Here is a 22,757-nt window from a genome sequence, read left to right on the forward strand (position 1 = left end):
CATGACCCAAACGATGCGCGCCGTTGAAATTACCAAGCCCGGCGGCCCGAATGTTCTGCAATTGGTTGAACGCCCGGTGCCCGAGGCACAAGCCGGTCAGGTTGTCCTGAAAGTGGCTTACGCGGGTGTGAACCGCCCCGACGCGCTGCAACGGGCGGGGGCTTATGATCCGCCCCCGGGTGCCAGTGATCTGCCGGGGCTTGAGGCTTCTGGTGAAATCGTAGCCGTCGGAGCCGGTGTCGAAGGGGTGTCCGTGGGCGACAATGTCTGCGCGCTTTTGCCGGGGGGTGGCTATGCTGAATACGTGGCCACACCCGCCGCGCATTGCTTGCCGGTGCCCGCAGGCATGGGCCTGAAAGAGGCCGCGTGCCTGCCCGAAACCTTCTTTACGGTCTGGTCAAACGTGTTTACGCGCGGCGGTCTGAAAGCTGGCGAGCGGATTTTGATCCATGGCGGCTCCAGCGGAATCGGTACAACGGCGATCCAGTTGGCGAATGCGTTTGGCGCGCGGGTTTTTGCAACCGCCGGGTCGGCTGAAAAATGCGCGGCCTGCGAAAAGCTGGGCGCGGAAAAGGCGATCAATTATCGCGATGAGGATTTCGTGGCAGCGATGCGCGCCGAAGGCGGCGCGAACCTGATCCTTGATATGGTGGGCGGCGACTACATCCCGCGCAACGTGAAAGCCTTGGCCGAGGACGGGCGATTGGTTCAGATCGCCTTTCTGCAGGGGCCGGTGGTCGAATTGAACTTTGCCATGATGATGGTGAAACGTCTGACCCTGACCGGCAGCACCTTGCGTCCGCAATCCGATCTGGCCAAGGCGAAGATCGCGCAGGACCTGCGCGAGGCCGTCTGGCCTCTGCTTGACGCCGGGAAAGTGGCACCTGTGATGGACAGCGAATTCGAGCTGGCCGATGCAGCGGCGGCGCACGCCAGAATGGAAAGCTCAGGCCACATTGGCAAGATCGTTCTGAAGGTCGGCTAAGCGCCAGCCGAACGGTTCAGGCCACGGCACGGCGATACAGATGCCATGTGGCGTGGCCCAGAACCGGAATGATCACAATCAGCCCCAGCAGCATCGGAATTGCGCCCAGAATCAATGAGGCGGCAACGATAAGTCCCCATGTCAGAATAACCCCCGGGTTATGTCGCAACACCCGTACCGATGTTACGACGGCCACCGGCACACCGACCTTGCGATCCAAGAGCAATGGGAAGCTGACCACACTGATGGCCAATGCGATTAGGGCAAACAGGAACCCGATTGCATTGCCAATTAGGATCATGGTCCAGCCTTCGCGGGTCGTGAAGACTTCGGTCAGGAATGCCCCAAGGGACGTTGGCAAATCGGGTCCCAGGGTTTGGACATAAATGCTTTGCGCAACCATCAGCCAAATCAGCAGCAACATGACCAGGTAGAAACCCAGCGCTAGTATCGCCCCGAATGAGGGAGAGCGGAAAACGCCGAACGCGTCCAGCCAATGGGCTTCGGCCCCCTGTTCGCGTTTGCGGCTGATTTCATAAAGGCCCACGGCAGCCACTGGTCCGACAAGGGCAAACCCTGCGATCAGCGGGGCCAGCAAAGGAACCATGTTCCTGTTCAGCCCGAACCCGAACATCAAAAGTCCTGCGATCGGATAGATCAGCACGACGAAAATCGCGTCTGCTCGGGTTTCCACAAAATCTTCCGAACCCGCGCGCAGACAGGCCCAGAGGTCGCTCAGGGTCAGAGTCTGAACCCGCGGTAATTGCTGCGTGTCCGAACTGCCGATACGGGTCACGCTTTCTGCGATATGATCACCGGTCGCACCAATATTGCGGGCTGCCCAGCTGATCGGATTTCCAATAGTCTTGGCCATCGTCATCCCCTCCGGTTTGCATTTGAACGCAGCAGAGATGATCCGGCGACAGTTGCCTTTGGCCGGACCAGCCGGCAACGCTTAGGCACCAGTATAACACAATTTTTTCCGTTTTGGCGGTTGCTCGCAGTATTGTGCCGATTGTTATGTGTCGCAGGCGTGTTAGCTTGGCGGCAGACAACAGGAGGTTCAGCATGCATCAAACGGCACGAACCGTCGTTATTCACGAACACGGCGGCCCTGAGGTTCTCAAGATCGAAGACCGCCCCCTTGGTGAACCGGGACCCGGAGAAGTACGCATTCGCCATCACGCCTGCGGATTGAATTTCATCGACGTGTACCAGCGCACCGGACTGTACCAGATGGAGTTGCCGCACGCTCTGGGTATGGAGGCCGCAGGGATAATCGAAGCCGTTGGCGACGGTGTGACCCATCTGGAACCCGGCCAACGTGCCGCCTATGCCGCGGCCCCAGCGGGCGCCTATTGCGAAGCGCGTGTCATGCCTGCGGCTCAGGTCTGTCCCCTGCCTGATGAAATCTCGTTCGACGCGGCGGCGGCAATGATGCTCAAGGGCATGACAGTTGAATATCTGTTCCATCGCACGACGCCGCTGAAACGCGGAGACACCGTTCTGTTCCATGCGGCAGCCGGGGGTGTGGGCCTGATTGCCTGCCAATGGGCCAAGTCCGAAGGCATCAAGCTGATTGGAACCGCAGGCACGGATGAGAAATGCAGTCTGGCGCAGTTCAACGGTGCCACCCATTGCATCAATTACCGGACCGAAAACTTTGCGGAACGCGTCGCCGAGATTACGGGTGGCAAAGGCGTGGATGTGGTGATGGACTCGATCGGGGCCGATACGTTCAACGGGTCGCTGGACTGCCTTAGGCCGCTGGGGATGATGATTTCGTTCGGGAATGCGTCGGGTCCCGTGCCGCTGATGGATATCGGAATTCTGGGCAAGAAGGGGTCGCTTCAAATCACCCGGCCGACCTTGTTCACCCATATTGCCGATCACGCTGTTTGTCAGGCCATGGCTCGGCGCTTGTTCGGCAAGGTGGCGGGCAATGAGGTCAAGATACACATAGATCAGCGTTTCCCGCTGGAACAAGTCGCGGACGCCCATCGCGCGCTTGAAGCGCGCCAGACCACAGGCAGCACGGTGCTGGAATTGTAAACGGCAACCGTCGTCAAAAAAGAAAACCGGCGGCATTCCTGCCGCCGGTCTTTTCTTCGCAAGGGTTGGCTTACTGCGCTTGCAGTTCGGCCGGAGTTTTGCTTGCGATGTCTTTCCAGTTGGCGTCTGCGGCTTTGTTAAAGCCCGGGATGTCGCCTTCCCAGCGTTCCTGAATGTCAGACGACAGGTTCAGGTACAGCTTGTTGTCAACGATTTTCCAGTAGTTCGGGTCGCCGTCAAACTTGAAGCCCATTGCGGTGCCGAACGCACAGTAGCCGCCATATGCAGGCAGGTACGCTTCGGGGTTTTCTTCAAACGCGACTTTGTTTTCTTCCGATGCAAAACGGTACAGCGCGTCGTTGTGCAGCGCGGTGATGCGGTAGTCGCCTTTGGTCGCTTCGCCAACGGTGAAATAGGCAACCGGGTCATAGCCCTGCAACGCCAGACCAGTCGAGCTTGCGTTCAGTTCAACACCAGCGGCCAGAGCTGTGCTTGCGACTGCGACGGACAGCGCAACGCCGCCGATGAGGGATTTGATCTTGTTCATGGTTTTCACCTTTCGTGAATTGAGCCACCGGACGACGCGCAAATTGTGTCCGGTCAACTCTCGAGATTTTGTTCAGTGCGGTCAGGAATTGGCCGTCACGACCCCGAAATGGGCGGCCTTGGCATCACGTTCAAAACAATGAAATGTGAGGGCGCTGTAATAATTGGATTTCAGGCATGAAAATAGGGCGATGCCTAATAATCCGGCTGAAAACAAAAAACAAAATCAGTGACTTTTTGCACCGACATCTCACATGGGCGCAGCAAGGCGCCACTGTTTTTCGTGAGATAAAGGTTCAGGCTTATATAGTCCGGCCCACCTAATTGATGGGCGACAAGTTTTTGGGATTTGCCCCCGGCCAGCTCGGTTCGGGTCAGGACATAGGGATTGCCTTTGAACCGCCCCGTTGATGTTCCAGCGGGTAGGGCAAAAAATGCCTGTAGAAAGGGCTGTGTCGCGGTCAAGGCTGCCCGATTTTGGGTTCTGTTCCGGCACGTATACGCGCAACATTTGCGCTATGCCGCCAATAGACCAGCAAGGTGAGGATCGCTCCGAGAACGAATGTAGTGGTGTCCGTCAGGATCATGACCCAAATGGTCGAAAGCGCCGCCGCCGCAAGTGCGCCCAGCGACGAAATCCTCCAGATCGCAGCCGCCACCAACCATGTCAGGCAACACGCCACGCCAACGCGCCAGTCCAGGGCCAGCCAAATCCCCAGAAAGGTGGCAACCCCTTTGCCGCCCTTGAATCCCAGCCAGATTGGAAAACAGTGCCCCAGAAAGGCCGCCAGCGCCGCGACCTGAGCCGCATCTTCGCCGGCCATCGCTCGTGCGATCAGGACTGAAACTGCGCCCTTGGCCGCGTCTAACAGCAGCGTCAGGGCGGCTGCCGATTTGTTGCCGGTGCGCAGCACATTCGTTGCGCCGATATTGCCAGACCCGATATTGCGCAAGTTGCCCAAGCCCATGACCTTGGCAATGATCATCCCGAACGGGATGGACCCGATCAGGTATCCAAACACAGCCCACAGCAGTAATTGGGTCATGGAACTGTCAAATGGTGGCATCAGGGTCTCCGGTAAACTTCTTGTCCCGCGACATAGGTTGCGGTGACCTTACCCTGCATCCGCTGGCCGTCAAACGGTGTGTTCTGCGACTTTGATCGCAAGCTGAACCGGTCCAGCACAAATGGGACATCCGGGTCGAACAGAACCAGATCAGCAGGCGCGCCCGGTGCCAGGCGGCCGGATTCCAGCCCCAGCCGTTTGGCCGGATTCAGGGACATGGCGCGGAACAGGGTCGGCAGGTCAAGTTGTTCGCTATGATACAGACGCAGCGCGGCAGGCAGCAGCGTTTCCAACGCCACAGCGCCGGATGCGGCTTCTTCAAAAGGCAGGCGTTTGCTTTCCTCGTCCTGCGGGGTGTGCATCGAACTGATCGTGTCGATCAGCCCGGTCCGCACTGCCTCGATCACGGCCTGCCGGTCGTCCTCGGACCGCAGCGGCGGCTTGACCTTGAAGAAGGTGCGATAGTCGGCCACGTCCAGTTCATTCAGCGTCAGGTGGTGGATCGAAGTGCCTGCGGTGATATCCAGCCCGTTTCGCTTGGCGCGCTCCAGCGCGGGCAGGGCGCGGGCGGTGGTAATCTGGTCGGCGTGATAGGCGGCGCCGGTCATCTCAAGCAAGGCAATGTCGCGGTCCAGCCCCATCCGCTCGGCCATGGGGGAAACGGCGGGCAAGCCGCGCAGGGCGGCGAACTTGCCGCTGGTGACGGCGGCCCCTGCGCTGAGGCCCGGTTCCTGTGGATGGGCAATCACCAGCGCGCCGCAGGATTTCGCATAGGTCAGCGCGCGGGAAAACACCTTGGTATTGGCGATCACGTGGTCGCAATCGGTAAAGGCCACGGCACCCGCGTCTTGCAGGAACCCGATCTCGGTCATCTCGCGCCCCTCGCGCCTTTTGGTCAGGGCGGCCATAGGCATGACGTTCACCGGAGCATCCGCCTGTGCGCGGCGGGTGGCGAATTCCAGCGTTTCGGGTGTGTCAACGGCGGGCAGAGTGTCGGGCCGGGTGACGATTGTGGTCACGCCCCCCGCAGCGGCGGCCAGACCTGCGGATCTATAGCTTTCCTTGTGCCGCTCGCCCGGCTCGCAAACCTTGACGCCGATATCGACGATGCCGGGGGCAAGGCGATGCCCTCCGCAGTCGATCACCTGCGCGTCGGTGGATGGGGCCGCCCCTTCGCCGCGAGCGGTAATCCGGCCGTCGGAGACGTGCAGCCAGCCCAGCAAGTCCGTCCCGGCCTCGGGGTCGATCAGGCGGGCGTTGGTGAACAATTGGTCGGTCATGTCTTGGCCTCTCGGACTTTGGTCAGGGCTGTCATGGCAGCGTCAGGGTCGGGCAGGTGGTCAAATGAGAAAAAGGGGTGTCGAGCGAATGACACTGCCTGTTGGCTGGCATAAAAGTCCAGAAACCGGTCGACTTTCAGCTTTTTTGATTTGTTATGCCGGTTCAACTGCCAAGCATTTTGAGATGTTACAACATAAACGCGATTTGCTCGAACAAAGCGATCCGCGTAGACGGCAAAAGGACAAGTTAACGTAGCGATCAGGAGTTTCCAAAAATCCTCAGCGGTGTCGATGATCCATGGGCTTCCAGCCCAAACGGAGACGAACAGAACAATGGCTGCTTTGTAGATCCATCCGTACCGGGGCGGAAAGTACCCCTGGTAAGGTTGCCCGTGCCACAGGATCTTTTCTGTCTCTGGTACTTTCTCGCGCCACCAATCGTCGGTCATGCCATGGCCCTTTCGATTGCGGCTTTGGTGGCGGCGGGGTTGGCCTGATACTTGATCAGGTGCTTGTCGCCGCCCTTGGTGACGATTTGAACGAAGCTGCCCATGATATTGACCACCTCGATCTGGTTCAGCGGTACGTTGCGTGGGCCGGGACCTGTCAGGGCGGTCTTGGACATCTGCCACGTGTTGGTCAGTTCTTCCGAGGCCAGATACCATGCGCGGACGCCAACCGCGGCCAGGCCCGCAGGCGCTCCGGTCCAGATGTAAGGATTTCCGACCAGCCAAAGCACGACCATTGCACCCGCCATGGCAAAGGCGGCCAGCCATGTGTTGGTGCGGATATAGGCGCTTTTGTCGGCGGTGAAGGTCACAGGATCAGCCAAAGAACACCCCCGATCAACAACAGGATCACAAGTCCCAAGACAGCGGACCCGACACGGCGTGGCGTGTCGTCAGCCGAAGCTGCCTGCGGGGCCGAGAACGGCTTGGCGCTTTCAGATGCAATGGCACCGCCGGACCAATTGGTTGCTTCTTCCGTATAAAGGCCGATGAGGTGCAGCCTTGGATCGGGGTGCAATTCGGCGGCGTTTCCACCGAAAGCTGCGCTGCGAACGGCCATGACCCAGCCGTCAACCGCCTCAAGATCTGTGCGGTTCAACTGATCTTCCGTTACCCCGCACCCCTCGTTGAGATATCCATAAAGCCCCAGGTCTTCGAGGTCGGCGACCGGGAAAATGTCGATTTGATTCGGGACCAGACCCGCAACCCCCAGAACCTGATCCGCAGCGCCCGGTTCGCGCAGAAACTTCGCCTCTTCCGGGCGCATGCCCAGCGTGAACAGGCGGATCACGCCGTGTTCATGGGGGGCAACGGTCAGATCGCTCATGCGGCCTCACGCTGGTTGCGGGCAAGCAGCTCCATCGCGGCCATGCGGACGGCGACGCCCATCTCGACCTGCTCCTGAATGACCGAGCGGTTGATGTCGTCGGCCAAAGTGCCGTCGATTTCCACGCCGCGATTCATCGGGCCGGGATGCATGACGATGGCGTCTGGCTTGGCCTGCGCCAGTTTCGCGGCGTCCAGCCCGTAGCGGTGATAGTATTCGCGTTCCGAAGGGATGAAGCCGCCGTCCATCCGTTCCTTTTGAAGGCGCAGCATCATGACGACGTCCACGTCGTTCAGCCCCTCGTTCATGTCGTCATAGATTTCAGCACCGAAGTCAGCGAATTGACCGGGCACCAGAGTCGGCGGTCCGATCAGCTGGATGCGGTTTTCCATCTTGCCCAGCAAGATCAAGTTCGACCGGGCCACGCGCGAATGGGCCACGTCCCCGCAGATTGCAATGTTCAGCCGGTGCAGCCGACCCTTGGCGCGGCGAATTGTCAGCGCGTCCAGTAAAGCTTGCGTGGGGTGTTCGTGGCGCCCGTCGCCTGCGTTCAGCACGGCGCAATTAACCTTTTGTGCCAGCAGATCGACCGCGCCGGAATGGGGGTGCCGCACCACCAGAAGATCGGGGTGCATCGCGTTCAGGGTCATCGCCGTGTCGATCAGCGTTTCGCCCTTTTTGATCGAGCTGGCCTGCATCGCCATGTTCATCACATCCGCGCCCAATCGCTTTCCCGCGATTTCAAAGCTGGCCTGTGTGCGGGTCGAATTTTCAAAGAACATGTTGATCTGGGTCAGCCCTGACAGCACGTCTGAACGCTTGGCTGGCTGACGATTCAGATCGACGTATTTTTCGGCCAGATCAAGAATGGCGGTAATATCGGATTGCGACAGATGCTCGATGCCAAGAAGGTGACGATGGGCGAAACGCATGGGCGGGCTCCTGTCTGACAATCGAGCCGCTTATAAGAAGCTGCGCGAGGCAAGGCAACCTACGGATCGGACCCTTCGGGCAGTTTCTCGCACCCGCCGTCGGGCAGACATTGTTCACCGGGTTTGCACCATTTGCCATAGCCGCAGTCCACCGCCTTGACCGGGACACAGCCCTGATTCTTGGAACACTTGAACCCGGGACGGCATTGCGACCCGGTTTTTTCGCAGAAAAACCAGCCCGGGCGCGAGCATCCACCGCCGGGCAGGCAAGCGGAGCCCGAATCGCAGGTCCGTCCGTCATCGCATTTTAAGGAAGGGAGCGGTTGAAGATCGGGCGTGGTCCGTTCGCACTCACCCCGCGTATTGCAAAAGCTGCCGCCGGGGCAGTCAAGGCGCGACCGGCACTTGTTTACCCCTCGTGGTGCGCATCTGCCGCCTGCGACGCACCGCTCGAACGGGCCACATGTGCGCCCACCCCCGCAATAGGTGCCGCCCATCGGAATACAGTGGCCGTCGAAACTGCATCTTTGCCCGCCGGAACAGCAGCGCGCACCGCATTTGAACTGACCACCGGGGCACTGATTGTTCCGCTCATAGATGCCGCCCCGGTTTGGAAAGGTGTTCCTGTCATACAGACCGCCTCGGTTTTGAAGCTGCGCGAAACCGGGGTCGCCGAGGGGGATCAGCAACAGTGCAATGGCAAGGAATCGTAATAGGACCAACATGAATGAGACAATGCTGAGCGGGACGGGCCATCCGATCAAGTGCTATTCGCTTTCCCTCGGTCAAAAGGTGGTTAGATTGAGGGTTATGGAATCGGCTTTGGACTATCACACGGCGCGGGCTTTGCTGGAATGGCAGGTCGAACTGGGCGCAACAGAAGCGACCGGGGATGTTCCGGTGGATCGCTATGCGCTGCCCGATACCGCGCCCAAGGCCAAAAAGCCTGCAGCAGCCCAAGCCGCGCCCGAAAAGCCGAAACAGGTGGATCCGGTTGCCGTGGCAAAGGCGGCAGCCGCCTGCGCAGGGTCGTTGGATCAGTTGCGCAGCACGATGGATGCGTTCGAGCATTGTGAACTCAAACGCGGGGCGCGCCAATTGGTCTTTGCCGATGGCACACCGGGTGCGCGGGTGATGATCGTCGGCGAAGCGCCGGGCCGCGAAGAAGACCGCGCGGGCAAGCCTTTCGTAGGTCGAGCGGGTCAGTTGCTGGACCGGATGCTGGCCGCGATAGATCTGGACCGGTCCAAAAACGTCTATATCACCAATGTTCTTCCCTGGCGCCCGCCCCAGAACCGGGACCCGAACCCTCAGGAAATCGGTATGATGCAGCCGTTTCTGGAGCGACATGTAGCGCTGGCCAAGCCGGATGTTCTGGTGGTCATGGGCAACATCAGTTCTCAGGCTGTGTTGGGCAGGCGCGGGATCACCCGGCTGCGCGGTAAGTGGGATCAGGGGTTTGACCTGCCGGTGATCCCGATGCTGCGGCCCGAAGACCTGCGGCGTCAGCCACAGTTGAAACGGCAGGCATGGGCAGACTTGCTGGAGCTGAAAGCCTGGCTGGAGGGTAAGTGATGCGAGTTCTCGCTTTCTCAGACCTGCATATGGCACGCAACCGCGCGGCCGAGATTGCCGTGGCCAGCGCCGAGGCTGATCTGGTGATCGGCGCGGGTGATTACTGCAACATGCGACAGGGTTTGGATGAGGCGATGGCGATGCTGTCAGAGATTTCCGCCCCTCTTGTCCTGATCCCTGGAAACGCCGAAAGCGCGGCCGAATTGACGGGTGCCGCGCCCGAGGGTGTCCACGTTCTACACGGGTCGGGGATGACTGTGGATGGTCTGCGTCTGTTTGGCCTTGGATATGGTGTTCCTGCCACGCCGTTTGGTGAGTGGTCCTGTGACTTGTCGGAATCGGAAGCCGCCGAGTTGCTGGAGCGTTGCGACGCCGCCGATGTCCTGATCACGCATTCCCCGCCCAAAGGGTATGGCGATACGACGTCAATGGGCGATGCGGTAGGGTCGGTTGCCGTGCGCGATGCGATAGAACGCCTGCAGCCGCAATACTCTTTGCACGGCCATATCCATGATAGTTGGGGCTATCGTGGCGCCATCGGACGCACGCAGATCGCCAATCTTGGTCCTAAAGTGAACTGGTTCGAGGTGACCTCATGATCGAAACGGTGACGTTGCTGGCATTCATACCGGCGGCTATGGCGCTGAATTTTACGCCGGGGGCCGACATGATGTTCTGTTTCGGACAGGGGCTGCGATCTGGTGCGAAACCTGCACTGATCGCCAGCGCGGGGGTTTCCGCGGGGCTGATGGTTCACGTGTTGCTGGCAGGGCTTGGCTTGGGTGCTGCCGTGTCTACCCTGCCGTGGTTGTTCGACGTGATCCGCTGGATGGGCGTGGCCTATCTGATGTATCTGGCCTGGGGTGCAATCCGCTACGGGGCGGTTTCGGATGACAAACCCGCCAAACCAACGCGATACGCGTTTCGGGACGGGCTGGTTGTGAACCTGACCAATCCCAAGGTCATTCTGTTCGTGCTGGCCTTTATCCCGCAATTTGTGAACCCGGCCATCGGTCCGATCCTGCCGCAATTCCTGATCTTGGGCGTGATCATCGCGCTGGGCGGATTCGTGGTGAATGGGCTGGTTGGGGTTTTCGCAGGCGGTGCGGGGCGAGTGCTGATCTCGAACCCGCGCGCCTCTAGTATCATGGGATGGGTGACGGGCGGTATTTTCACGGCCCTTGCCATTCGACTTGCCATCATGGAAAGGGCCTGACGCTAAATGTCGCGCATTGACGAAACCTTGGATTTCATCCCCGTCCGGATCGCTGTTTTGACCGTATCGGATACGCGCGCGCTGGAGGAAGATCGCTCGGGCCAGACGCTTGTCGACAGGATCGAACGGGCTGGCCATACAGTCGCGGACCGCAAGATCATCCGGGATGAGCGTGCCGAGATTGCTGCGCAGTTGCGGAATTGGGTCGCGGACCCGGAAATCGACGTCGTGATTTCGACCGGTGGTACCGGACTGACCGGGCGCGATGTAACAGTCGAGGCGCATCGCGACGTCTATGAGAAAGAAATCGACGCGTTTAGCACCGTTTTCACCATAGTGTCGATGGAGAAAATCGGCACTTCGGCGGTGCAATCCCGCGCAACCGGCGGCGTGGCCGGAGGAACCTATCTGTTTGCGCTGCCCGGCAGCCCCGGCGCGTGCAAGGATGCGTGGGACGGCATTTTGAAAAAACAGTTCGATTACCGACACCGGCCCTGCAATTTCGTGGAAATAATGCCCAGATTGGACGAACATCTGCGACGGAAGTAAACTGTTCACACGTTTAAGCGTTTAACGTGCTTTGTAGCTTGGCAATTTCGACAGCCCGGCTACCTTTTGCAAATGGCAGCCTGATGCAACCGGGGTAAAAGTGAATGCGATTTCTACGGCAGAGCCTTGTCGGTGTGTTCCTGGCGTCTGTGACGCTGGCCCTGCTGTTTGTGGCTGTCCAAATGATTTCGGGTGCTGTTCAGGATGTGCTGACACGCGACGATGAGGCTCCGCAGGCGCGCGAGCGTGTGTTTGCCGTTTCCGTCCAGCCAGCCGAGCTTACGACTGTCATCCCCTATCTGGAGGCCTTCGGCGAAGTGCAAAGCCGCAGGCGGCTGGAACTACGCGCGGCTTTGGGCGGGCGGGTGATTTCGCTGTCCGAAGACTTCGAAGATGGCGGTGTGGTGACACAAGGCGAAGTGTTGGTCGAGCTTGACCCCGCCGATGCGCAATCTGCACTGGATCGTGCGAAATCCGATCTTCTGGACGCTCAGTTCGAAGAACGCGATGCCGAGCGGTCTTTGCTGCTGGCGCAGGACGAGTTGAATTCGGCCGAGGCGCAGGCAGGCCTGCGCGGTCGTGCCTTGCAGCGTCAGAAAGACTTGCAGACGCGGGGCGTCGGAACCCCGGCCGCCGTGGAAGAGGCTGAACTGGCCGAGGCATCCGCTCAACAGTCGGTTCTGGCGCGGCGGATTGCACTGGCGCAGGCGGAATCGCGCGTGGATCAGGCGACCACCCTGCTGGCGCGGGCGCGTATCGCGCTGGAGGCCGCCGAGCGCGATCTGGATGACATGACAGTAAAGGCGCGGTTTGGCGGTACGCTGACAGATGTGACGCTGGTCGAAGGGCGCTTGGTGTCCGCCAATGAAAAGCTGGCTGAACTGGTCGATCCGAATGCGCTGGAGGTGGCGTTCCGTGTATCGACTGCGCAATATGTACGCCTGCTGGATGCGCAGGGCGGGTTGATCAACGCGCCTGTCACAGTGTCGCTCGAGGTCACAGGCACCGACCTGATGGCGCAAGGGCGCATCAGCCGCGACAGCGGTTCGGCGGGCGAAGGGCAGACCGGGCGGTTGATCTATGCCCGTCTGGACGATGCATCCGGGTTCAAGCCCGGCGATTTCGTGACGGTCACTGTTGAGGAACAACCGTTGGACAACGTCGTGCGCCTGCCCTCGTCCGTTCTGGATGCGGTCGGCACGGTTTTGGTGCTGGGCGAGGGGGATAGGCTTGAGTCGCTGCCTGTGCAGCTTGTTCGTCGTCAGGGGGATGAGGTCTTGTTGCGCGGTGAGGGTCTGGAAGGCCGAGAGGTTGTGGTCGGCAGAACGCCCCTGCTGGGGGCGGGTGTCCGGGTGCGACCCCTGCGAGCCGAGGCCAACGCAGGCGCATTGGCCGATATGGTCGAGCTGACCGAAGAACAACGCGCGCGGTTGGTGGCGCAGGTCGAAGCCAGTGATCGAATGCCGGATGCTGTGAAGGACCGCGTTCTGGGGCAGTTGCGTGAGGCGAAAGTGCCGGCGTCACTTGTGCGGCGTCTGGAAAATCGGGCAGGGGGGTAAGGCCCGATGATGCGCGACATACCCGGTGCGGCAGGCGGCGTTCTCAGCTACTTTACCCGGCACAGGACGGTCGCCAATCTTTTGCTGCTTGTCATGCTTGTTCTGGGGGCAGCGGCCATCCCGAACATGCGCGCGCAGTTTTTTCCCGATGTCATTCTTGAGCGCGTCGATGTGAACGTCGCGTGGGACGGGGCCGGTCCCGAAGACGTGGACAATGGCATCGTTCAGCTTCTTGAACCTGCGCTGTTGGCGGTCGAGGGGGTGGCCAGTACCGAAACCACCTCGCGCGAGGGGCGGGCAAGTATTCGGATGGAGTTTGAGCCCAACTGGGACATGTCCCGCGCAGTGGAGGATGTCAGAACCGCCGTCGACGGTGTGACCAACCTGCCGGAAGACGCCGACGAACCGACTATACGCCGCGGCGGGTGGCGCGACCGAGTTACGGATGTGGTGGTCACAGGACCTGTCGCGCCTGACAATCTGGCCAAGTTCACCGATGAGTTGATCAACCGCCTGTTCGCCGTGGGTGTCACGCGGACGACGATCCGTGGCCTTGCGGCCCCTCGTATCGTGGTCGAAGTTCCGACAGCGCAGCTTATCGCAAATGATATCACCCTGTCCGAGATCGCCTCGGCCATCGCTGCCGAAGTAACGGCGAATCCAGCAGGTGATGTTACCGGAGCCAATGCGCGCATTCGGACCGGCACCGAAAAGCGGACGCCAGAGGAAATCGAAGGCATTCCGCTCCGCAATTTCGAGGACGGCTCAAAACTTCTGATTGGCGATGTCGCCGTGATCCGGGTGGAGGGCGTCAACCGGAACCGCAGTTATTACGTGGGTGATAACCCGGCCATGTCCGTGCGGGTCGACCGCTCGAACCTCGGGGATGCCATTGAAATTCAGCATACCGTCGAAGATGTGGTTGCCGAGATGCAGGCTAGCCTGCCCGAAGGCGTGACGGTTGAGTTGATCCGCACACGAGCGCAGGCGATTACCAACCGTCTGGATATTCTGATCGACAACGGGCTTGTTGGGCTAGGGCTTGTCGTTTGCCTGCTGTTCCTGTTTCTGAACGCGCGCATCGCCTTTTGGGTTGCGGCGGGTATTCCGGTGGCCATGTCTGCGGCCATCGCCTTCATGTATATAGGCGGGCTTTCGATCAACATGGTCTCGTTGTTTGGCTTGATCATTACGCTTGGCATCGTTGTCGATGACGCGATTGTTGTTGGCGAACACGCGGATTTCCGGGCGCGAAGGCTGGGCGAGGCCCCCATGATCGCTGCCGAACGCGCCGCGCGGCGCATGGCGATGCCTGTCTTTGCCGCGACCCTGACAACTGTGATCGCCTTTTTCGGGTTAACTGCCATTGGCGGGCGGTTCGGAGAGCTGATCCGCGACATACCCTTTACTGTCATCGCGGTCCTGATCGCCTCGCTTATCGAGTGTTTTCTGATCCTGCCCAACCACATGGCCCACGCAATCGCGCATTCGGCCAAGGAACATTGGTATGACTTGCCTAACCGGGTGGTAAATCGGGGGTTCCGTTGGGTCCGGGACACTTTGTTCCGGCCCTTGATCGCATGGGCAATCTGGGCGCGGTATGTCGTCGTTGCGGTCATGATCGTATTTCTGGCCAGCCAGATCGCGCTTTTCATTCGGGGCGACGTGAACTGGCGGTTCTTCAACGCGCCCGAGCGCGGCTCGATCACAGGCAATTTCATCATGGTCGAGGGCGCGACCCGCGCCGACACGCTGGCAATGATGCAGCAGGTCCAACGCGCAGCCGAAGAACTGGGCGAGATTTACGAAGAACGCCATGGGCGCAATCCCATCGAATACGTGCTAGCCGAAGTGGGCGGCACAGCAGGGCGCGGTTTGTCGGCAGCGGATGGCAAGGATTCGGACCTGTTGGGCGGGATTTCGATTGAATTGATCGACGCCGATCTGCGCCCTTATTCCAGCTTTGAATTTGTGGGCGAGCTACAGGACTTTGTTCCGCGCCATCCCAAGGTGGAAATCCTCAGCTTCCGGGGCTGGCGGTCCGGTCCGGGTGGTGATGCGATTGACGTTCAGCTTTATGGCGCGGACGTAAATACGCTCAAATCCGCGTCTGAAGATCTGCAATCCGAACTTTCGAAATACCCCGAAGTCTCGGCCCTTGAAGATAATCTGGCATATGACAAGGAAGAGTTCATTCTGGATCTCACAGCGCAGGGGCAGGCGCTGGGTTTCCGGATCGAAACGCTGGGTCGGGTTCTGCGCGACCGGTTGAACGGTATTGAGGCCGCCACCTTCCCCGATGGTCCCCGAAGCGCCGAGATTCGCGTGGAACTTCCCGAGGGGGAACTGACCGCCGACTTCCTTGAGCGAACGCTGATGCGCACGCCAGACGGCGTTTATGTACCCTTGGCCGATATCGTGTCCGTACAGCGAAAGTCCGGGTTCTCGACCGTGCGGCGCGAGAACGGCTTGCGGGTGGTCTCGGTCTATGGCGACATTTCCGAGGATGACCCCGCCCGGGCCGCCGAAATCGCCCGCGCGATGCAGGAAGAGATTTTGCCCGGTATCGCCTCGGAGCGTCAGGTCGAATGGACGATGGCAGGCCTGAGTGAACAGGAGGATGAATTCCTGTCCGAGGCGCGGACTGGTCTGATTTTGTGCCTGACGGGGATTTATCTGGTTTTGGCCTGGGTCTTCGCCAGTTGGACGCGACCTCTGGTCGTTATGGCGATCATACCGTTTGGCTTGGTCGGAACGATTTGGGGGCACTACGTCTGGGACGTGCCGCTGAGCATGTTCACAGTAGTGGGGTTGTTGGGGATGACTGGGATCATCATCAACAACTCGATTGTTCTGGTGACGACCATCGATGCTTACCGGCAAGAGCGTGGGCTTGTGCCTTCGATCATTGAAGGAACGGCAGACCGTTTGCGGCCGGTGATGCTGACGACGCTGACTACTGTTCTGGGACTCACGCCGCTTTTGTATGAAGGGTCGCAACAGGCGCAATTCCTCAAGCCGACGGTTATTACTCTGGTCTACGGGCTGGCCTTCGGGATGCTGCTGGTTCTGCTGCTGGTTCCTGCGCTGCTGGCCATTCTAAATGACCTGTCGCGCCCAATGACAGCCATGCGCAGGGGGCTGCGGGCACCGGACCGTGTCGTGCGCGGTGCGCTGGCTGTGACGGGGCTGGTCATGTTGCTGTGGCTTGGCGTGACGATGGTTCTGCCAGCCGTGACCGGCATACCGTTTGGACCGCTGTCGGGACTTTATGCCGGTGAGGATGGACTCGCTGTATTGCAGATGGGGCTTGGCGCCTTCTTTGCCGGGGCGGTGCTGATCCTTCTGCTTTCCGTCACATTGTCCAGCCTGCTGTATGTACGTCTGAAAGGGCGGCCAGCCTAATCGCGGTTTAGCGCGGTTTCCAGCAAATCTGGCACTCGGTCGCTCATGGCCAGCTCGCCGCGACGGATTTGATCCAAAGGAAACCAGCGCGCATCCTGCGCGTCGTCTGCGGCAATAGGGGTTCCTGAGCGGTATGCACAGGCGACACCGACCAGCAGGTAATGTGACAGCACTGCGCCTTGCGCGTCCCGGCGAAGAAGGTCCAGATTATCCAGATATCGCAAAGGCTCGGCAATGACCGAGGTTTCTTCGCGCAATTCCCGTTGCGCGGCCTCAAGAACAGTTTCGCCCCATTCTACGTGGCCGCCGGGAAAACCCCAAAGCCCCGCGTCGGGCTGTTTGCTGCGCTGGACCAACAGAACCTGTTCGTTATGGACGACGACGGCCAATGCGCCGATTTTGGGAGTTTGCGTCATGCCTGTCAGCCTGCGCTGCACCCCTGAATATCAACCGCGTGGCTTGCGCCTAAAACGGTAATCCGAATCTCGGATCGGTCCAGCGCAAAGGCACCGCCGGATTCGCTGATCACCTCAGACGTGGCAACCAGCGTGTCACCCTGTCGTTCCGTTTCCGGGGGCGAGGCCCACAGCATCGGGTTGCCGGGTTCGATCACGGCGATCTCACGCCCTCCGGCCGAGGGCATGGTGACGCGGGCTTCGATCTGCATTCCGTCCGACGTGGGTGTCAGACGGCAACTGGTGTGCGCCACGCGCGCCTCTTTCGCGGAAAACGGGCGCTGTGCAAGCGCGGCGGCGATCGCGGGATTGCGGCCTGCATCAGCATTCAGCGTGTGATCAAAGCCCAACTGCTCGGGGATGCACACATCCTTGCAGACGCCCAAATCCATTGTTCCCCGCAAGCGAACGGGTTTGGCGGCATTCTTCGGTGTGATTTCAACGGGAAGAACCAGTTGATCCTGGTATCCGATAGATTTCAAACCGTTCTGATCGAAGACCGAGGGCGCGGGCCATGTAAAGGATATATCGCCCACATTGTCCGAGCCGCTCCAGTTAAACTGAGGCGGAATTCCGGCATCTCCGGGCGCGCGCCAGTAGGTTTTCCAACCTTCCTGCAAAGTCACACGCATAGCCCCCAGATAGGTGCCCTGCGCGGTGCGACCCCCATCCAGCACGTCCAGTTCGACCACCGACCCTGTGACCTGAGCCAAAGCTGGCCCGGATGTCAAAAAGCTCAGGGTCAATGCGACCGCAGGTAATGTCCCGTTTACTTTCATACCCAATACATGCGCGGAGTTGGGCCAGAATCCAAGTCACGTTCCGGTCACCAGAATGAAATCCGCGGAAATCTGCGTTGATCCCTTGCCAATCCAACCCCCCCAAGGCCATTGTTGAAAGGTACTCAGCAAGAGATGGCATCTTATGGACCTGACCGGAAAACTGTTGATTGCCATGCCCGGCATGGGGGATCCGCGCTTTGATCATTCGGTGGTCTATATGTGCAGCCACGGGGAAGACGGTGCCATGGGGCTGATTGTGAACAAACCGTCGGACCTGCGGATCAAAGCCCTGCTTGAACAGCTAAATATCGCCTGCGAGATCCCGATCATAGGCGAGCGTCTGGTCCATTTCGGAGGTCCGGTCGAAATGTCCCGTGGATTTGTGCTGCACAGTTCGGATTACGACGCGAACCTGCATTCGATGAAAATCTCGGACGATTTCAGCATGACCGCCACTTTGGACGTGCTTGAAGATCTTGCCTCGGGGAAGGGGCCTTTGAATTCCACGCTGGCGCTGGGCTATTCTGGTTGGGGGCCGGGGCAGCTTGAGGATGAGATCGCCCAAAACGGTTGGCTGACGACCGAGGCGTCGTCGCGGCTTGTGTTCGACGTTCCTGATGATGAGAAATGGGAAGCTACACTTGCAACGCTGGGTGTGGACCCGCTGACTTTGTCGGCCAGCGCCGGGCGCGCCTGATCAGCTATCGCGCGGGGCGGCTGCACGGCGGAGCCGGTCATTGATAGCCACACCCAAACCGTGATCCGGGATCGGCGATACCGCAATGGGCCGGCCTGTCTCGTTAAGGCTGTGCAGCGCGGCAAACAGATTGGCCGCTGCCTCGGTCAGGTTTCCGTCCGGCGACAGATTCGAATCGCATTCGACCGCCCCAAACCCCAGCAGAACTTCGTCGCCCTGCGTTTCGCAGGCGTTTAGCCGAACAGGTGCGTCCGGGGCGTAATGCGACTGCAATTGCCCCGGCGCGGATAACGGGTCCCCCGGCAGGTGGAGATGCAGTTTAGTGTTCAGAACGGATTCGATCTGTTCCAGCGCCACTCCGCCGGGGCGGAGCAGGGCCGGGGCGCCAGCCAACCCGACGATGGTGGATTCCAATCCCACACCACAGGGCCCGTCGTCCAGAATGGCGGCGATGCGACCGTCCAGCCCGGCCCGCACGTGATCGGCCGTGGTCGGGCTGATCTGACCCGAAGGGTTGGCCGAAGGCGCCGCAACTGGCCCGTCAAACGCACCCAGCAGCGCGCGTGCCGTGGGATGCGCTGGAACGCGCACGGCCAGCGTGTCCAACCCGGCGGTCACCAGAGAAGAGATGCCGTGGTCTGGGCGCAAGGGCAGCACCAATGTTAGCGGACCGGGCCAAAAAGCTCGCGCCAGCTTTTCCGCCAGATCGGACCATTCAACAAAGCGTTGAGCGGCTTCGACAGACGCAACATGCGCGATCAACGGGTTGAAACTGGGGCGTCCCTTGGCGGCGTAAATGCTGGCCACGGCCTCGCCATTTCGGGCATCTCCGCCGAGCCCGTAAACCGTTTCGGTCGGAAAGGCGACCAACAGCCCCTGCCGTAACAGGTCCGCAGCCTGCGCTATTCCGCTGGGGGTCGCGGTATATTCCCGTGTGCCGTTAGGACTCATTGGCGGTGACGCTGCGTTTTGATTGCGTGTAACATTGGTAAAGCTACGTAATCGTTCAAACCCAGATGCATATAGGTCGGCGGTGGAATTTCCAACCCCGCCATACTAAACCGAACGAAACAACTCCGAGGGAAGACATGCCGTACCGCGCGCCAATCGCTGATTATGAATTTTTGCTACGAAACGCGATCGGGTTTGACCAGATCGCTGCGACTGAAAAATTCGCGGAAGCCAGCGAGGACGTAGTCAGCGCCATCCTGACCGAAGCCGGGAAGATGTGCGAAGAGATTATGGCACCGCTTCAACGCCCCGGTGATCTGGAACCCGCGCGTCTGGAAAACGGCGTGCTGCGCACCTCGCCGGGCTATGCGGACGGCTGGAAAGCGATTGCCGAAGGCGGTTGGATCGGGATGAGCGCGGACCCCGAATATGGTGGCATGGGCCTGCCGATGACTTTGACCACAGCAGTAAACGAAATGATGGCTGCCACTTGTCTGTCGCTGCAACTGGCCCCTTTGATGACACAGGGCCAGATCGAGGCGCTGGAACATCACGCCAGTGATGAGTTGAAAGAGTTGTACCTGCCCAAGATGATCGCAGGCGAATGGTCGGGCACCATGAACCTGACCGAACCGCAGGCCGGATCGGACGTTGGCGCGCTGACTTCAAAAGCGGAACCCAATGGCGACGGCACATATGCGGTGTCAGGTCAGAAGATCTATATCTCGTGGGGTGACAACGATTTTGCCGAAAACGTCTGCCATCTGGTTCTGGCGCGTTTGCCCGATGGAGTGCCGGGCACAAAAGGTATCTCATTGTTTCTGGTGCCAAAATACCTGCCGGACGAGAGTGGAAACCCCGGTGTGGCCAATGACCTGAAAGTGGTTTCGCTGGAACACAAGATGGGCCTGCATGGGTCGCCGACCTGTGTAATGCAGTATGACGGCGCCAAGGGCTGGCTTGTGGGCAAGGAACATGGCGGCATGGCCGCGATGTTCACCATGATGAACAACGCGCGCCTGGGCGTTGGCGGTCAGGGAGTGGGTGCTGCGGAAGGTGCCTATCAGCACGCGGTGCAATACGCTTTGGAACGGAAACAGGGCAAGACACCGTCCGGGACCATTATCGACCACGCGGATGTGCGCCGGATGTTGATGGCGATGCGGGCCGACACTTTTGCTGCGCGCTCGATCATGCTGGCAAATGCGGCTGCGATCGACATGGCCGATGCCACTGGCGACGCGGAATGGAGCGCGCGTGCGGCATTGCTGACCCCGATCTGCAAGGCGTTCGGCACCGAAACCGGTATGCGTGTCTCGGAAACCGGTGTTCAGGTGCATGGCGGCATGGGCTTCATCGAAGAAACCGGAGCTGCACAGTTTTACCGCGACGTCCGTGTGACTGCGATCTACGAAGGCACCAACGGCATTCAGGCCATGGACCTTGTTGCCCGCAAGATGATGGATGGTGGCGAAGCGGCCAGCCGCCTTCTGGACGAAATCGAAGATCACGCAGAAAAAGCGCGCGCGACTATGCCCGAATTGGCCGGACCTGTCTGGGAAGCCACCGAGAGCCTGCGTGAAGCTACCGAATGGCTTGTGTCGCAGACCGACATGAATACCCGTTTCGCAGGTGCGGTGCCTTATCTGCACGCCTTCGCGCGTGTTTTGGGTGGGCATTATCACCTCAAGGCGGCTCTGGCGGAACCGGAAGGCCCCCGCTTTAAGCTGGCGCGCTACTATGTAAATGCGCTGCTGCCTGAATTCGCGGGTCTTCTGGCGCAGGCGCAGAACGGCGCGGACGATGTCTATGCCCTCAGCGCGGACGAGCTGGCAGCCTGATGGACGGCGATACCTCTTTGGCGATCCGCTATCCATGGCCCGAGCCTCCGGCTACGGGCCAAGCGATCGAGGTCGCCGAAGGTATTCTGTGGATGCGGTTACCGCTGCCCATGGCGCTGGATCATGTCAATGTCTATGCGTTGGATGACGGTGATGGATGGACGCTGATCGACACCGGATTCTCGTCGAATAAGACCCGTGCCATCTGGGAAACCCTGATGGCTGGCCCCTTGGCGGGTAAGCCGGTCAAACGCGTGGTGGTCACCCACCATCATCCGGATCACATCGGCAATGCAGGTTGGTTTCAATCCGAACACGACGCGGAACTGATCACGACCCGCACGGCGTGGTTGTTCGCGCGAATGCTGACGCTGGATGTGCAGGAAAACTGGCCGCAGGAAACGCTGGACTACTATCGCAGCGCCGGCATGGCGCCGGACATTCTGGCCAAGCGCTTGACCGAGCGGCCCTTTAACTATTGCGACACGGTTTATTCGATGCCGTTGGGCTTTACCCGGATCAAGCAGGATGGCGTGATCCGCATGGGTGGTCGCGACTGGGTCGTGCATATGGGCAATGGCCACGCACCCGAACATGCCACATTCTGGAGCCGCGACGACAATCTGGTGATTACGGGTGATCAGATTCTCAGTTCGATCAGTCCCAACCTTGGCGTCTTTGTCACCGAACCGATGGCGGACCCGGTCGCTGAATGGCTGGAGGCGTGCGAGCGTCTGCAAGGTCTGGCCCGGCCTGACCAACTGGCGCTGGGTGGGCATAAGCTGCCATTTACCGGTTTGCCACTACGGATGAAGCAGTTGATCGAAAACCACCACAGTGCACTGGATCGCCTGCGCGACTATCTGGACACGCCCAGAACCGCCGCCGACTGTTTCCTTCCGCTGTTCAAACGCAAGATTTCCGAGGGTGAGTACGGGCTGGCTTTGGTTGAGTCGGTTGCACATCTCAACCATCTTTACCACATTGGTGCTGTCACCCGGACGCTCCGCGCGGACGGGGCGTGGGAGTTTCAGCGCAAAGGGTAAAGGTATGGACAAGATCGAAACCTCGGCCGAGGCAGCAGAATCCGCGGCCCTTCCCCGATGTTACGAGGTTCATTCCAACCCCGATGCGAAATCCGGTGCAAAAGACCTGCCCGACCCGTTGAAGACGCCCGTAGAAACCAAAAGCCCTGCGCAATGGGCCTATGAGCGTCTGATCCTGTACATCCAGAACTTTGAGCAGACATTGGACAGCGACCACGAGATCGCGATGGGCTTTACCGGCGGCGATGCGGGTGTAATGCGGATCGAAGGGATGGGGTATTTTGACCCCGATGTCATCACTTTCTACGGTTCGGACGCGACTGGTGCGCGAACCCAGCTTGTGCAGCATGTGAGCCAATTGAACGTGATGCTGCGCGCCCTGCCGAAATCGGTCGAAGACAAACCCGCAAATCGCATCGGGTTCCGGCTGGCGGCTAATCTGGAAGAAAGCTGATCGCCTGACTTGCAATTCGTGACGGCGCGG

The 22,757-nt window shown here is 59.9% G+C and carries 24 protein-coding genes; 13 read left to right on the forward strand and 11 right to left on the reverse strand.

The genetic code is table 11. The features are described from left to right. The first annotated feature begins 1 nt into the window (after position 1). Positions 2-985, forward strand: a complete 984-nt coding sequence (locus ACT2B1_RS03275) for an NAD(P)H-quinone oxidoreductase (RefSeq protein ID WP_171239927.1) — start codon at positions 2-4, stop codon at positions 983-985. Between the two features lie 16 nt (positions 986-1,001). On the opposite strand, the gene ACT2B1_RS03280 is transcribed toward ACT2B1_RS03275, so the two are convergent. Next, positions 1,002-1,859 (reverse strand): DUF2189 domain-containing protein, encoded by an 858-nt coding sequence (locus ACT2B1_RS03280; RefSeq protein ID WP_171122709.1) that lies wholly within the window; start codon positions 1,857-1,859, stop codon positions 1,002-1,004. Between the two features lie 194 nt (positions 1,860-2,053). On the opposite strand from ACT2B1_RS03280, the gene ACT2B1_RS03285 reads away from it, so the two are divergent. After that, on the forward strand, positions 2,054-3,037 hold the full coding sequence (locus ACT2B1_RS03285; protein ID WP_171122707.1) for a quinone oxidoreductase family protein: 984 nt from the start codon (positions 2,054-2,056) through the stop codon (positions 3,035-3,037). A 70-nt stretch (positions 3,038-3,107) separates the two neighbouring features. On the opposite strand, the gene ACT2B1_RS03290 is transcribed toward ACT2B1_RS03285, so the two are convergent. From ACT2B1_RS03290 to ACT2B1_RS03320, 7 genes are all read right to left on the reverse strand, one after another. After that, complete coding sequence (locus ACT2B1_RS03290; protein WP_171122705.1) at positions 3,108-3,584, reverse strand: YHS domain-containing (seleno)protein; 477 nt, start codon at positions 3,582-3,584, stop codon at positions 3,108-3,110. A 460-nt stretch (positions 3,585-4,044) separates the two neighbouring features. Further along, complete coding sequence (plsY, locus tag ACT2B1_RS03295; RefSeq protein ID WP_171122704.1) at positions 4,045-4,650, reverse strand: glycerol-3-phosphate 1-O-acyltransferase PlsY; 606 nt, start codon at positions 4,648-4,650, stop codon at positions 4,045-4,047. Beyond that, on the reverse strand, positions 4,650-5,930 hold the full coding sequence (gene pyrC / locus ACT2B1_RS03300) for a dihydroorotase (RefSeq protein ID WP_171239924.1): 1,281 nt from the start codon (positions 5,928-5,930) through the stop codon (positions 4,650-4,652). The genes plsY and pyrC overlap by 1 nt, the downstream gene beginning before the upstream one ends. Beyond that, the gene (locus ACT2B1_RS03305; protein WP_171239923.1) at positions 5,927-6,379 is read right to left on the reverse strand and encodes a hypothetical protein; all 453 of its coding nucleotides are present in this window, start codon (positions 6,377-6,379) and stop codon (positions 5,927-5,929) included. Before ACT2B1_RS03305 ends, pyrC begins: the two co-directional genes overlap by 4 nt. Beyond that, complete coding sequence (locus ACT2B1_RS03310; RefSeq protein ID WP_481668561.1) at positions 6,376-6,762, reverse strand: hypothetical protein; 387 nt, start codon at positions 6,760-6,762, stop codon at positions 6,376-6,378. The genes ACT2B1_RS03305 and ACT2B1_RS03310 overlap by 4 nt, the downstream gene beginning before the upstream one ends. Then, entirely contained in the window at positions 6,747-7,265 is a 519-nt protein-coding gene (locus ACT2B1_RS03315) for a hypothetical protein (RefSeq protein WP_171239922.1), read from the reverse strand. Before ACT2B1_RS03315 ends, ACT2B1_RS03310 begins: the two co-directional genes overlap by 16 nt. Then, the gene (locus ACT2B1_RS03320) at positions 7,262-8,197 is read right to left on the reverse strand and encodes an aspartate carbamoyltransferase catalytic subunit (protein WP_481668562.1); all 936 of its coding nucleotides are present in this window, start codon (positions 8,195-8,197) and stop codon (positions 7,262-7,264) included. Before ACT2B1_RS03320 ends, ACT2B1_RS03315 begins: the two co-directional genes overlap by 4 nt. Positions 8,198-8,520: 323 nt before the next feature. Here ACT2B1_RS03320 and ACT2B1_RS03325 point away from each other — a divergent pair, with 323 nt between their 5' ends. The 7 genes from ACT2B1_RS03325 (at position 8,521) to ACT2B1_RS03355 (ending at position 16,501) form a co-directional block, all read left to right on the forward strand. Continuing rightward, on the forward strand, positions 8,521-8,910 hold the full coding sequence (locus ACT2B1_RS03325) for a hypothetical protein (RefSeq protein ID WP_171239921.1): 390 nt from the start codon (positions 8,521-8,523) through the stop codon (positions 8,908-8,910). Between the two features lie 97 nt (positions 8,911-9,007). Then, on the forward strand, positions 9,008-9,772 hold the full coding sequence (locus ACT2B1_RS03330; RefSeq protein WP_481668997.1) for a uracil-DNA glycosylase: 765 nt from the start codon (positions 9,008-9,010) through the stop codon (positions 9,770-9,772). Further along, entirely contained in the window at positions 9,772-10,371 is a 600-nt protein-coding gene (locus ACT2B1_RS03335) for a metallophosphoesterase family protein (RefSeq protein WP_171239920.1), read from the forward strand. The genes ACT2B1_RS03330 and ACT2B1_RS03335 overlap by 1 nt, the downstream gene beginning before the upstream one ends. Then, complete coding sequence (locus tag ACT2B1_RS03340) at positions 10,368-10,988, forward strand: LysE family translocator (protein ID WP_481668563.1); 621 nt, start codon at positions 10,368-10,370, stop codon at positions 10,986-10,988. The genes ACT2B1_RS03335 and ACT2B1_RS03340 overlap by 4 nt, the downstream gene beginning before the upstream one ends. 6 nt (positions 10,989-10,994) lie before the next feature. After that, complete coding sequence (moaB, locus tag ACT2B1_RS03345) at positions 10,995-11,537, forward strand: molybdenum cofactor biosynthesis protein B (protein ID WP_171239919.1); 543 nt, start codon at positions 10,995-10,997, stop codon at positions 11,535-11,537. 104 nt (positions 11,538-11,641) lie between these two features. Next, complete coding sequence (locus tag ACT2B1_RS03350; RefSeq protein ID WP_171239918.1) at positions 11,642-13,096, forward strand: efflux RND transporter periplasmic adaptor subunit; 1,455 nt, start codon at positions 11,642-11,644, stop codon at positions 13,094-13,096. Between the two features lie 6 nt (positions 13,097-13,102). Beyond that, the gene (locus ACT2B1_RS03355; protein ID WP_481668564.1) at positions 13,103-16,501 is read left to right on the forward strand and encodes an efflux RND transporter permease subunit; all 3,399 of its coding nucleotides are present in this window, start codon (positions 13,103-13,105) and stop codon (positions 16,499-16,501) included. Here ACT2B1_RS03355 and ACT2B1_RS03360 read toward each other — a convergent pair. Continuing rightward, positions 16,498-16,917, reverse strand: coding sequence for an NUDIX hydrolase (locus ACT2B1_RS03360; RefSeq protein ID WP_481668565.1), 420 nt, complete (start codon positions 16,915-16,917; stop codon positions 16,498-16,500). The two genes, ACT2B1_RS03355 and ACT2B1_RS03360, sit on opposite strands and share 4 nt — an antisense overlap. A gap of 5 nt (positions 16,918-16,922) precedes the next feature. Beyond that, positions 16,923-17,735 carry a protein-disulfide reductase DsbD domain-containing protein gene (locus tag ACT2B1_RS03365; RefSeq protein ID WP_171239916.1) on the reverse strand — a complete coding sequence of 271 codons (813 nt, stop codon included), beginning with the start codon at positions 17,733-17,735 and terminating at the stop codon, positions 16,923-16,925. Positions 17,736-17,880: 145 nt separating this feature from the next. On the opposite strand from ACT2B1_RS03365, the gene ACT2B1_RS03370 reads away from it, so the two are divergent. Further along, complete coding sequence (locus ACT2B1_RS03370; RefSeq protein ID WP_171122677.1) at positions 17,881-18,435, forward strand: YqgE/AlgH family protein; 555 nt, start codon at positions 17,881-17,883, stop codon at positions 18,433-18,435. Here the strand turns inward: ACT2B1_RS03370 and ACT2B1_RS03375 are convergent, their stop codons facing one another. Further along, positions 18,436-19,386, reverse strand: a complete 951-nt coding sequence (locus tag ACT2B1_RS03375; RefSeq protein WP_481668566.1) for an L-threonylcarbamoyladenylate synthase — start codon at positions 19,384-19,386, stop codon at positions 18,436-18,438. Between the two features lie 137 nt (positions 19,387-19,523). On the opposite strand from ACT2B1_RS03375, the gene ACT2B1_RS03380 reads away from it, so the two are divergent. The 3 genes from ACT2B1_RS03380 to ACT2B1_RS03390 are packed head-to-tail and all read left to right on the forward strand — an operon-like array spanning position 19,524 to position 22,727. Then, a complete protein-coding gene (locus tag ACT2B1_RS03380) occupies positions 19,524-21,227 on the forward strand; it encodes an acyl-CoA dehydrogenase (protein WP_171239914.1) in 1,704 nt (567 codons plus the stop codon). Further along, positions 21,227-22,273: an MBL fold metallo-hydrolase gene (locus tag ACT2B1_RS03385; RefSeq protein ID WP_481668567.1), complete on the forward strand. Its 1,047-nt coding sequence runs from the start codon at positions 21,227-21,229 to the stop codon at positions 22,271-22,273. Before ACT2B1_RS03380 ends, ACT2B1_RS03385 begins: the two co-directional genes overlap by 1 nt. A 4-nt stretch (positions 22,274-22,277) precedes the next feature. Continuing rightward, a complete protein-coding gene (locus ACT2B1_RS03390) occupies positions 22,278-22,727 on the forward strand; it encodes a DUF6173 family protein (protein ID WP_171122669.1) in 450 nt (149 codons plus the stop codon). The last annotated feature ends 30 nt before the right edge of the window (positions 22,728-22,757 follow it).

The organism is Ruegeria sp. S263 (assembly GCF_056780525.1).

Bases quoted from the DNA above. Each gene is read 5' to 3' on its own strand.
- ACT2B1_RS03275 (WP_171239927.1), top strand. From the start codon at position 2: ATGACCCAAACGATGCGCGCCGTTGAAATTACCAAGCCCGGCGGCCCG.
- ACT2B1_RS03280 (WP_171122709.1), bottom strand. From the start codon at position 1,859: ATGGCCAAGACTATTGGAAATCCGATCAGCTGGGCAGCCCGCAATATT.
- ACT2B1_RS03285 (WP_171122707.1), top strand. From the start codon at position 2,054: ATGCATCAAACGGCACGAACCGTCGTTATTCACGAACACGGCGGCCCT.
- ACT2B1_RS03290 (WP_171122705.1), bottom strand. From the start codon at position 3,584: ATGAACAAGATCAAATCCCTCATCGGCGGCGTTGCGCTGTCCGTCGCA.
- plsY (WP_171122704.1), bottom strand. From the start codon at position 4,650: ATGCCACCATTTGACAGTTCCATGACCCAATTACTGCTGTGGGCTGTG.
- pyrC (WP_171239924.1), bottom strand. From the start codon at position 5,930: ATGACCGACCAATTGTTCACCAACGCCCGCCTGATCGACCCCGAGGCC.
- ACT2B1_RS03305 (WP_171239923.1), bottom strand. From the start codon at position 6,379: ATGACCGACGATTGGTGGCGCGAGAAAGTACCAGAGACAGAAAAGATC.
- ACT2B1_RS03315 (WP_171239922.1), bottom strand. From the start codon at position 7,265: ATGAGCGATCTGACCGTTGCCCCCCATGAACACGGCGTGATCCGCCTG.
- ACT2B1_RS03320 (WP_481668562.1), bottom strand. From the start codon at position 8,197: ATGCGTTTCGCCCATCGTCACCTTCTTGGCATCGAGCATCTGTCGCAA.
- ACT2B1_RS03330 (WP_481668997.1), top strand. From the start codon at position 9,008: ATGGAATCGGCTTTGGACTATCACACGGCGCGGGCTTTGCTGGAATGG.
- ACT2B1_RS03335 (WP_171239920.1), top strand. From the start codon at position 9,772: ATGCGAGTTCTCGCTTTCTCAGACCTGCATATGGCACGCAACCGCGCG.
- ACT2B1_RS03340 (WP_481668563.1), top strand. From the start codon at position 10,368: ATGATCGAAACGGTGACGTTGCTGGCATTCATACCGGCGGCTATGGCG.
- moaB (WP_171239919.1), top strand. From the start codon at position 10,995: ATGTCGCGCATTGACGAAACCTTGGATTTCATCCCCGTCCGGATCGCT.
- ACT2B1_RS03350 (WP_171239918.1), top strand. From the start codon at position 11,642: ATGCGATTTCTACGGCAGAGCCTTGTCGGTGTGTTCCTGGCGTCTGTG.
- ACT2B1_RS03355 (WP_481668564.1), top strand. From the start codon at position 13,103: ATGATGCGCGACATACCCGGTGCGGCAGGCGGCGTTCTCAGCTACTTT.
- ACT2B1_RS03360 (WP_481668565.1), bottom strand. From the start codon at position 16,917: ATGACGCAAACTCCCAAAATCGGCGCATTGGCCGTCGTCGTCCATAAC.
- ACT2B1_RS03365 (WP_171239916.1), bottom strand. From the start codon at position 17,735: ATGAAAGTAAACGGGACATTACCTGCGGTCGCATTGACCCTGAGCTTT.
- ACT2B1_RS03370 (WP_171122677.1), top strand. From the start codon at position 17,881: ATGGACCTGACCGGAAAACTGTTGATTGCCATGCCCGGCATGGGGGAT.
- ACT2B1_RS03375 (WP_481668566.1), bottom strand. From the start codon at position 19,386: ATGAGTCCTAACGGCACACGGGAATATACCGCGACCCCCAGCGGAATA.
- ACT2B1_RS03380 (WP_171239914.1), top strand. From the start codon at position 19,524: ATGCCGTACCGCGCGCCAATCGCTGATTATGAATTTTTGCTACGAAAC.
- ACT2B1_RS03385 (WP_481668567.1), top strand. From the start codon at position 21,227: ATGGACGGCGATACCTCTTTGGCGATCCGCTATCCATGGCCCGAGCCT.
- ACT2B1_RS03390 (WP_171122669.1), top strand. From the start codon at position 22,278: ATGGACAAGATCGAAACCTCGGCCGAGGCAGCAGAATCCGCGGCCCTT.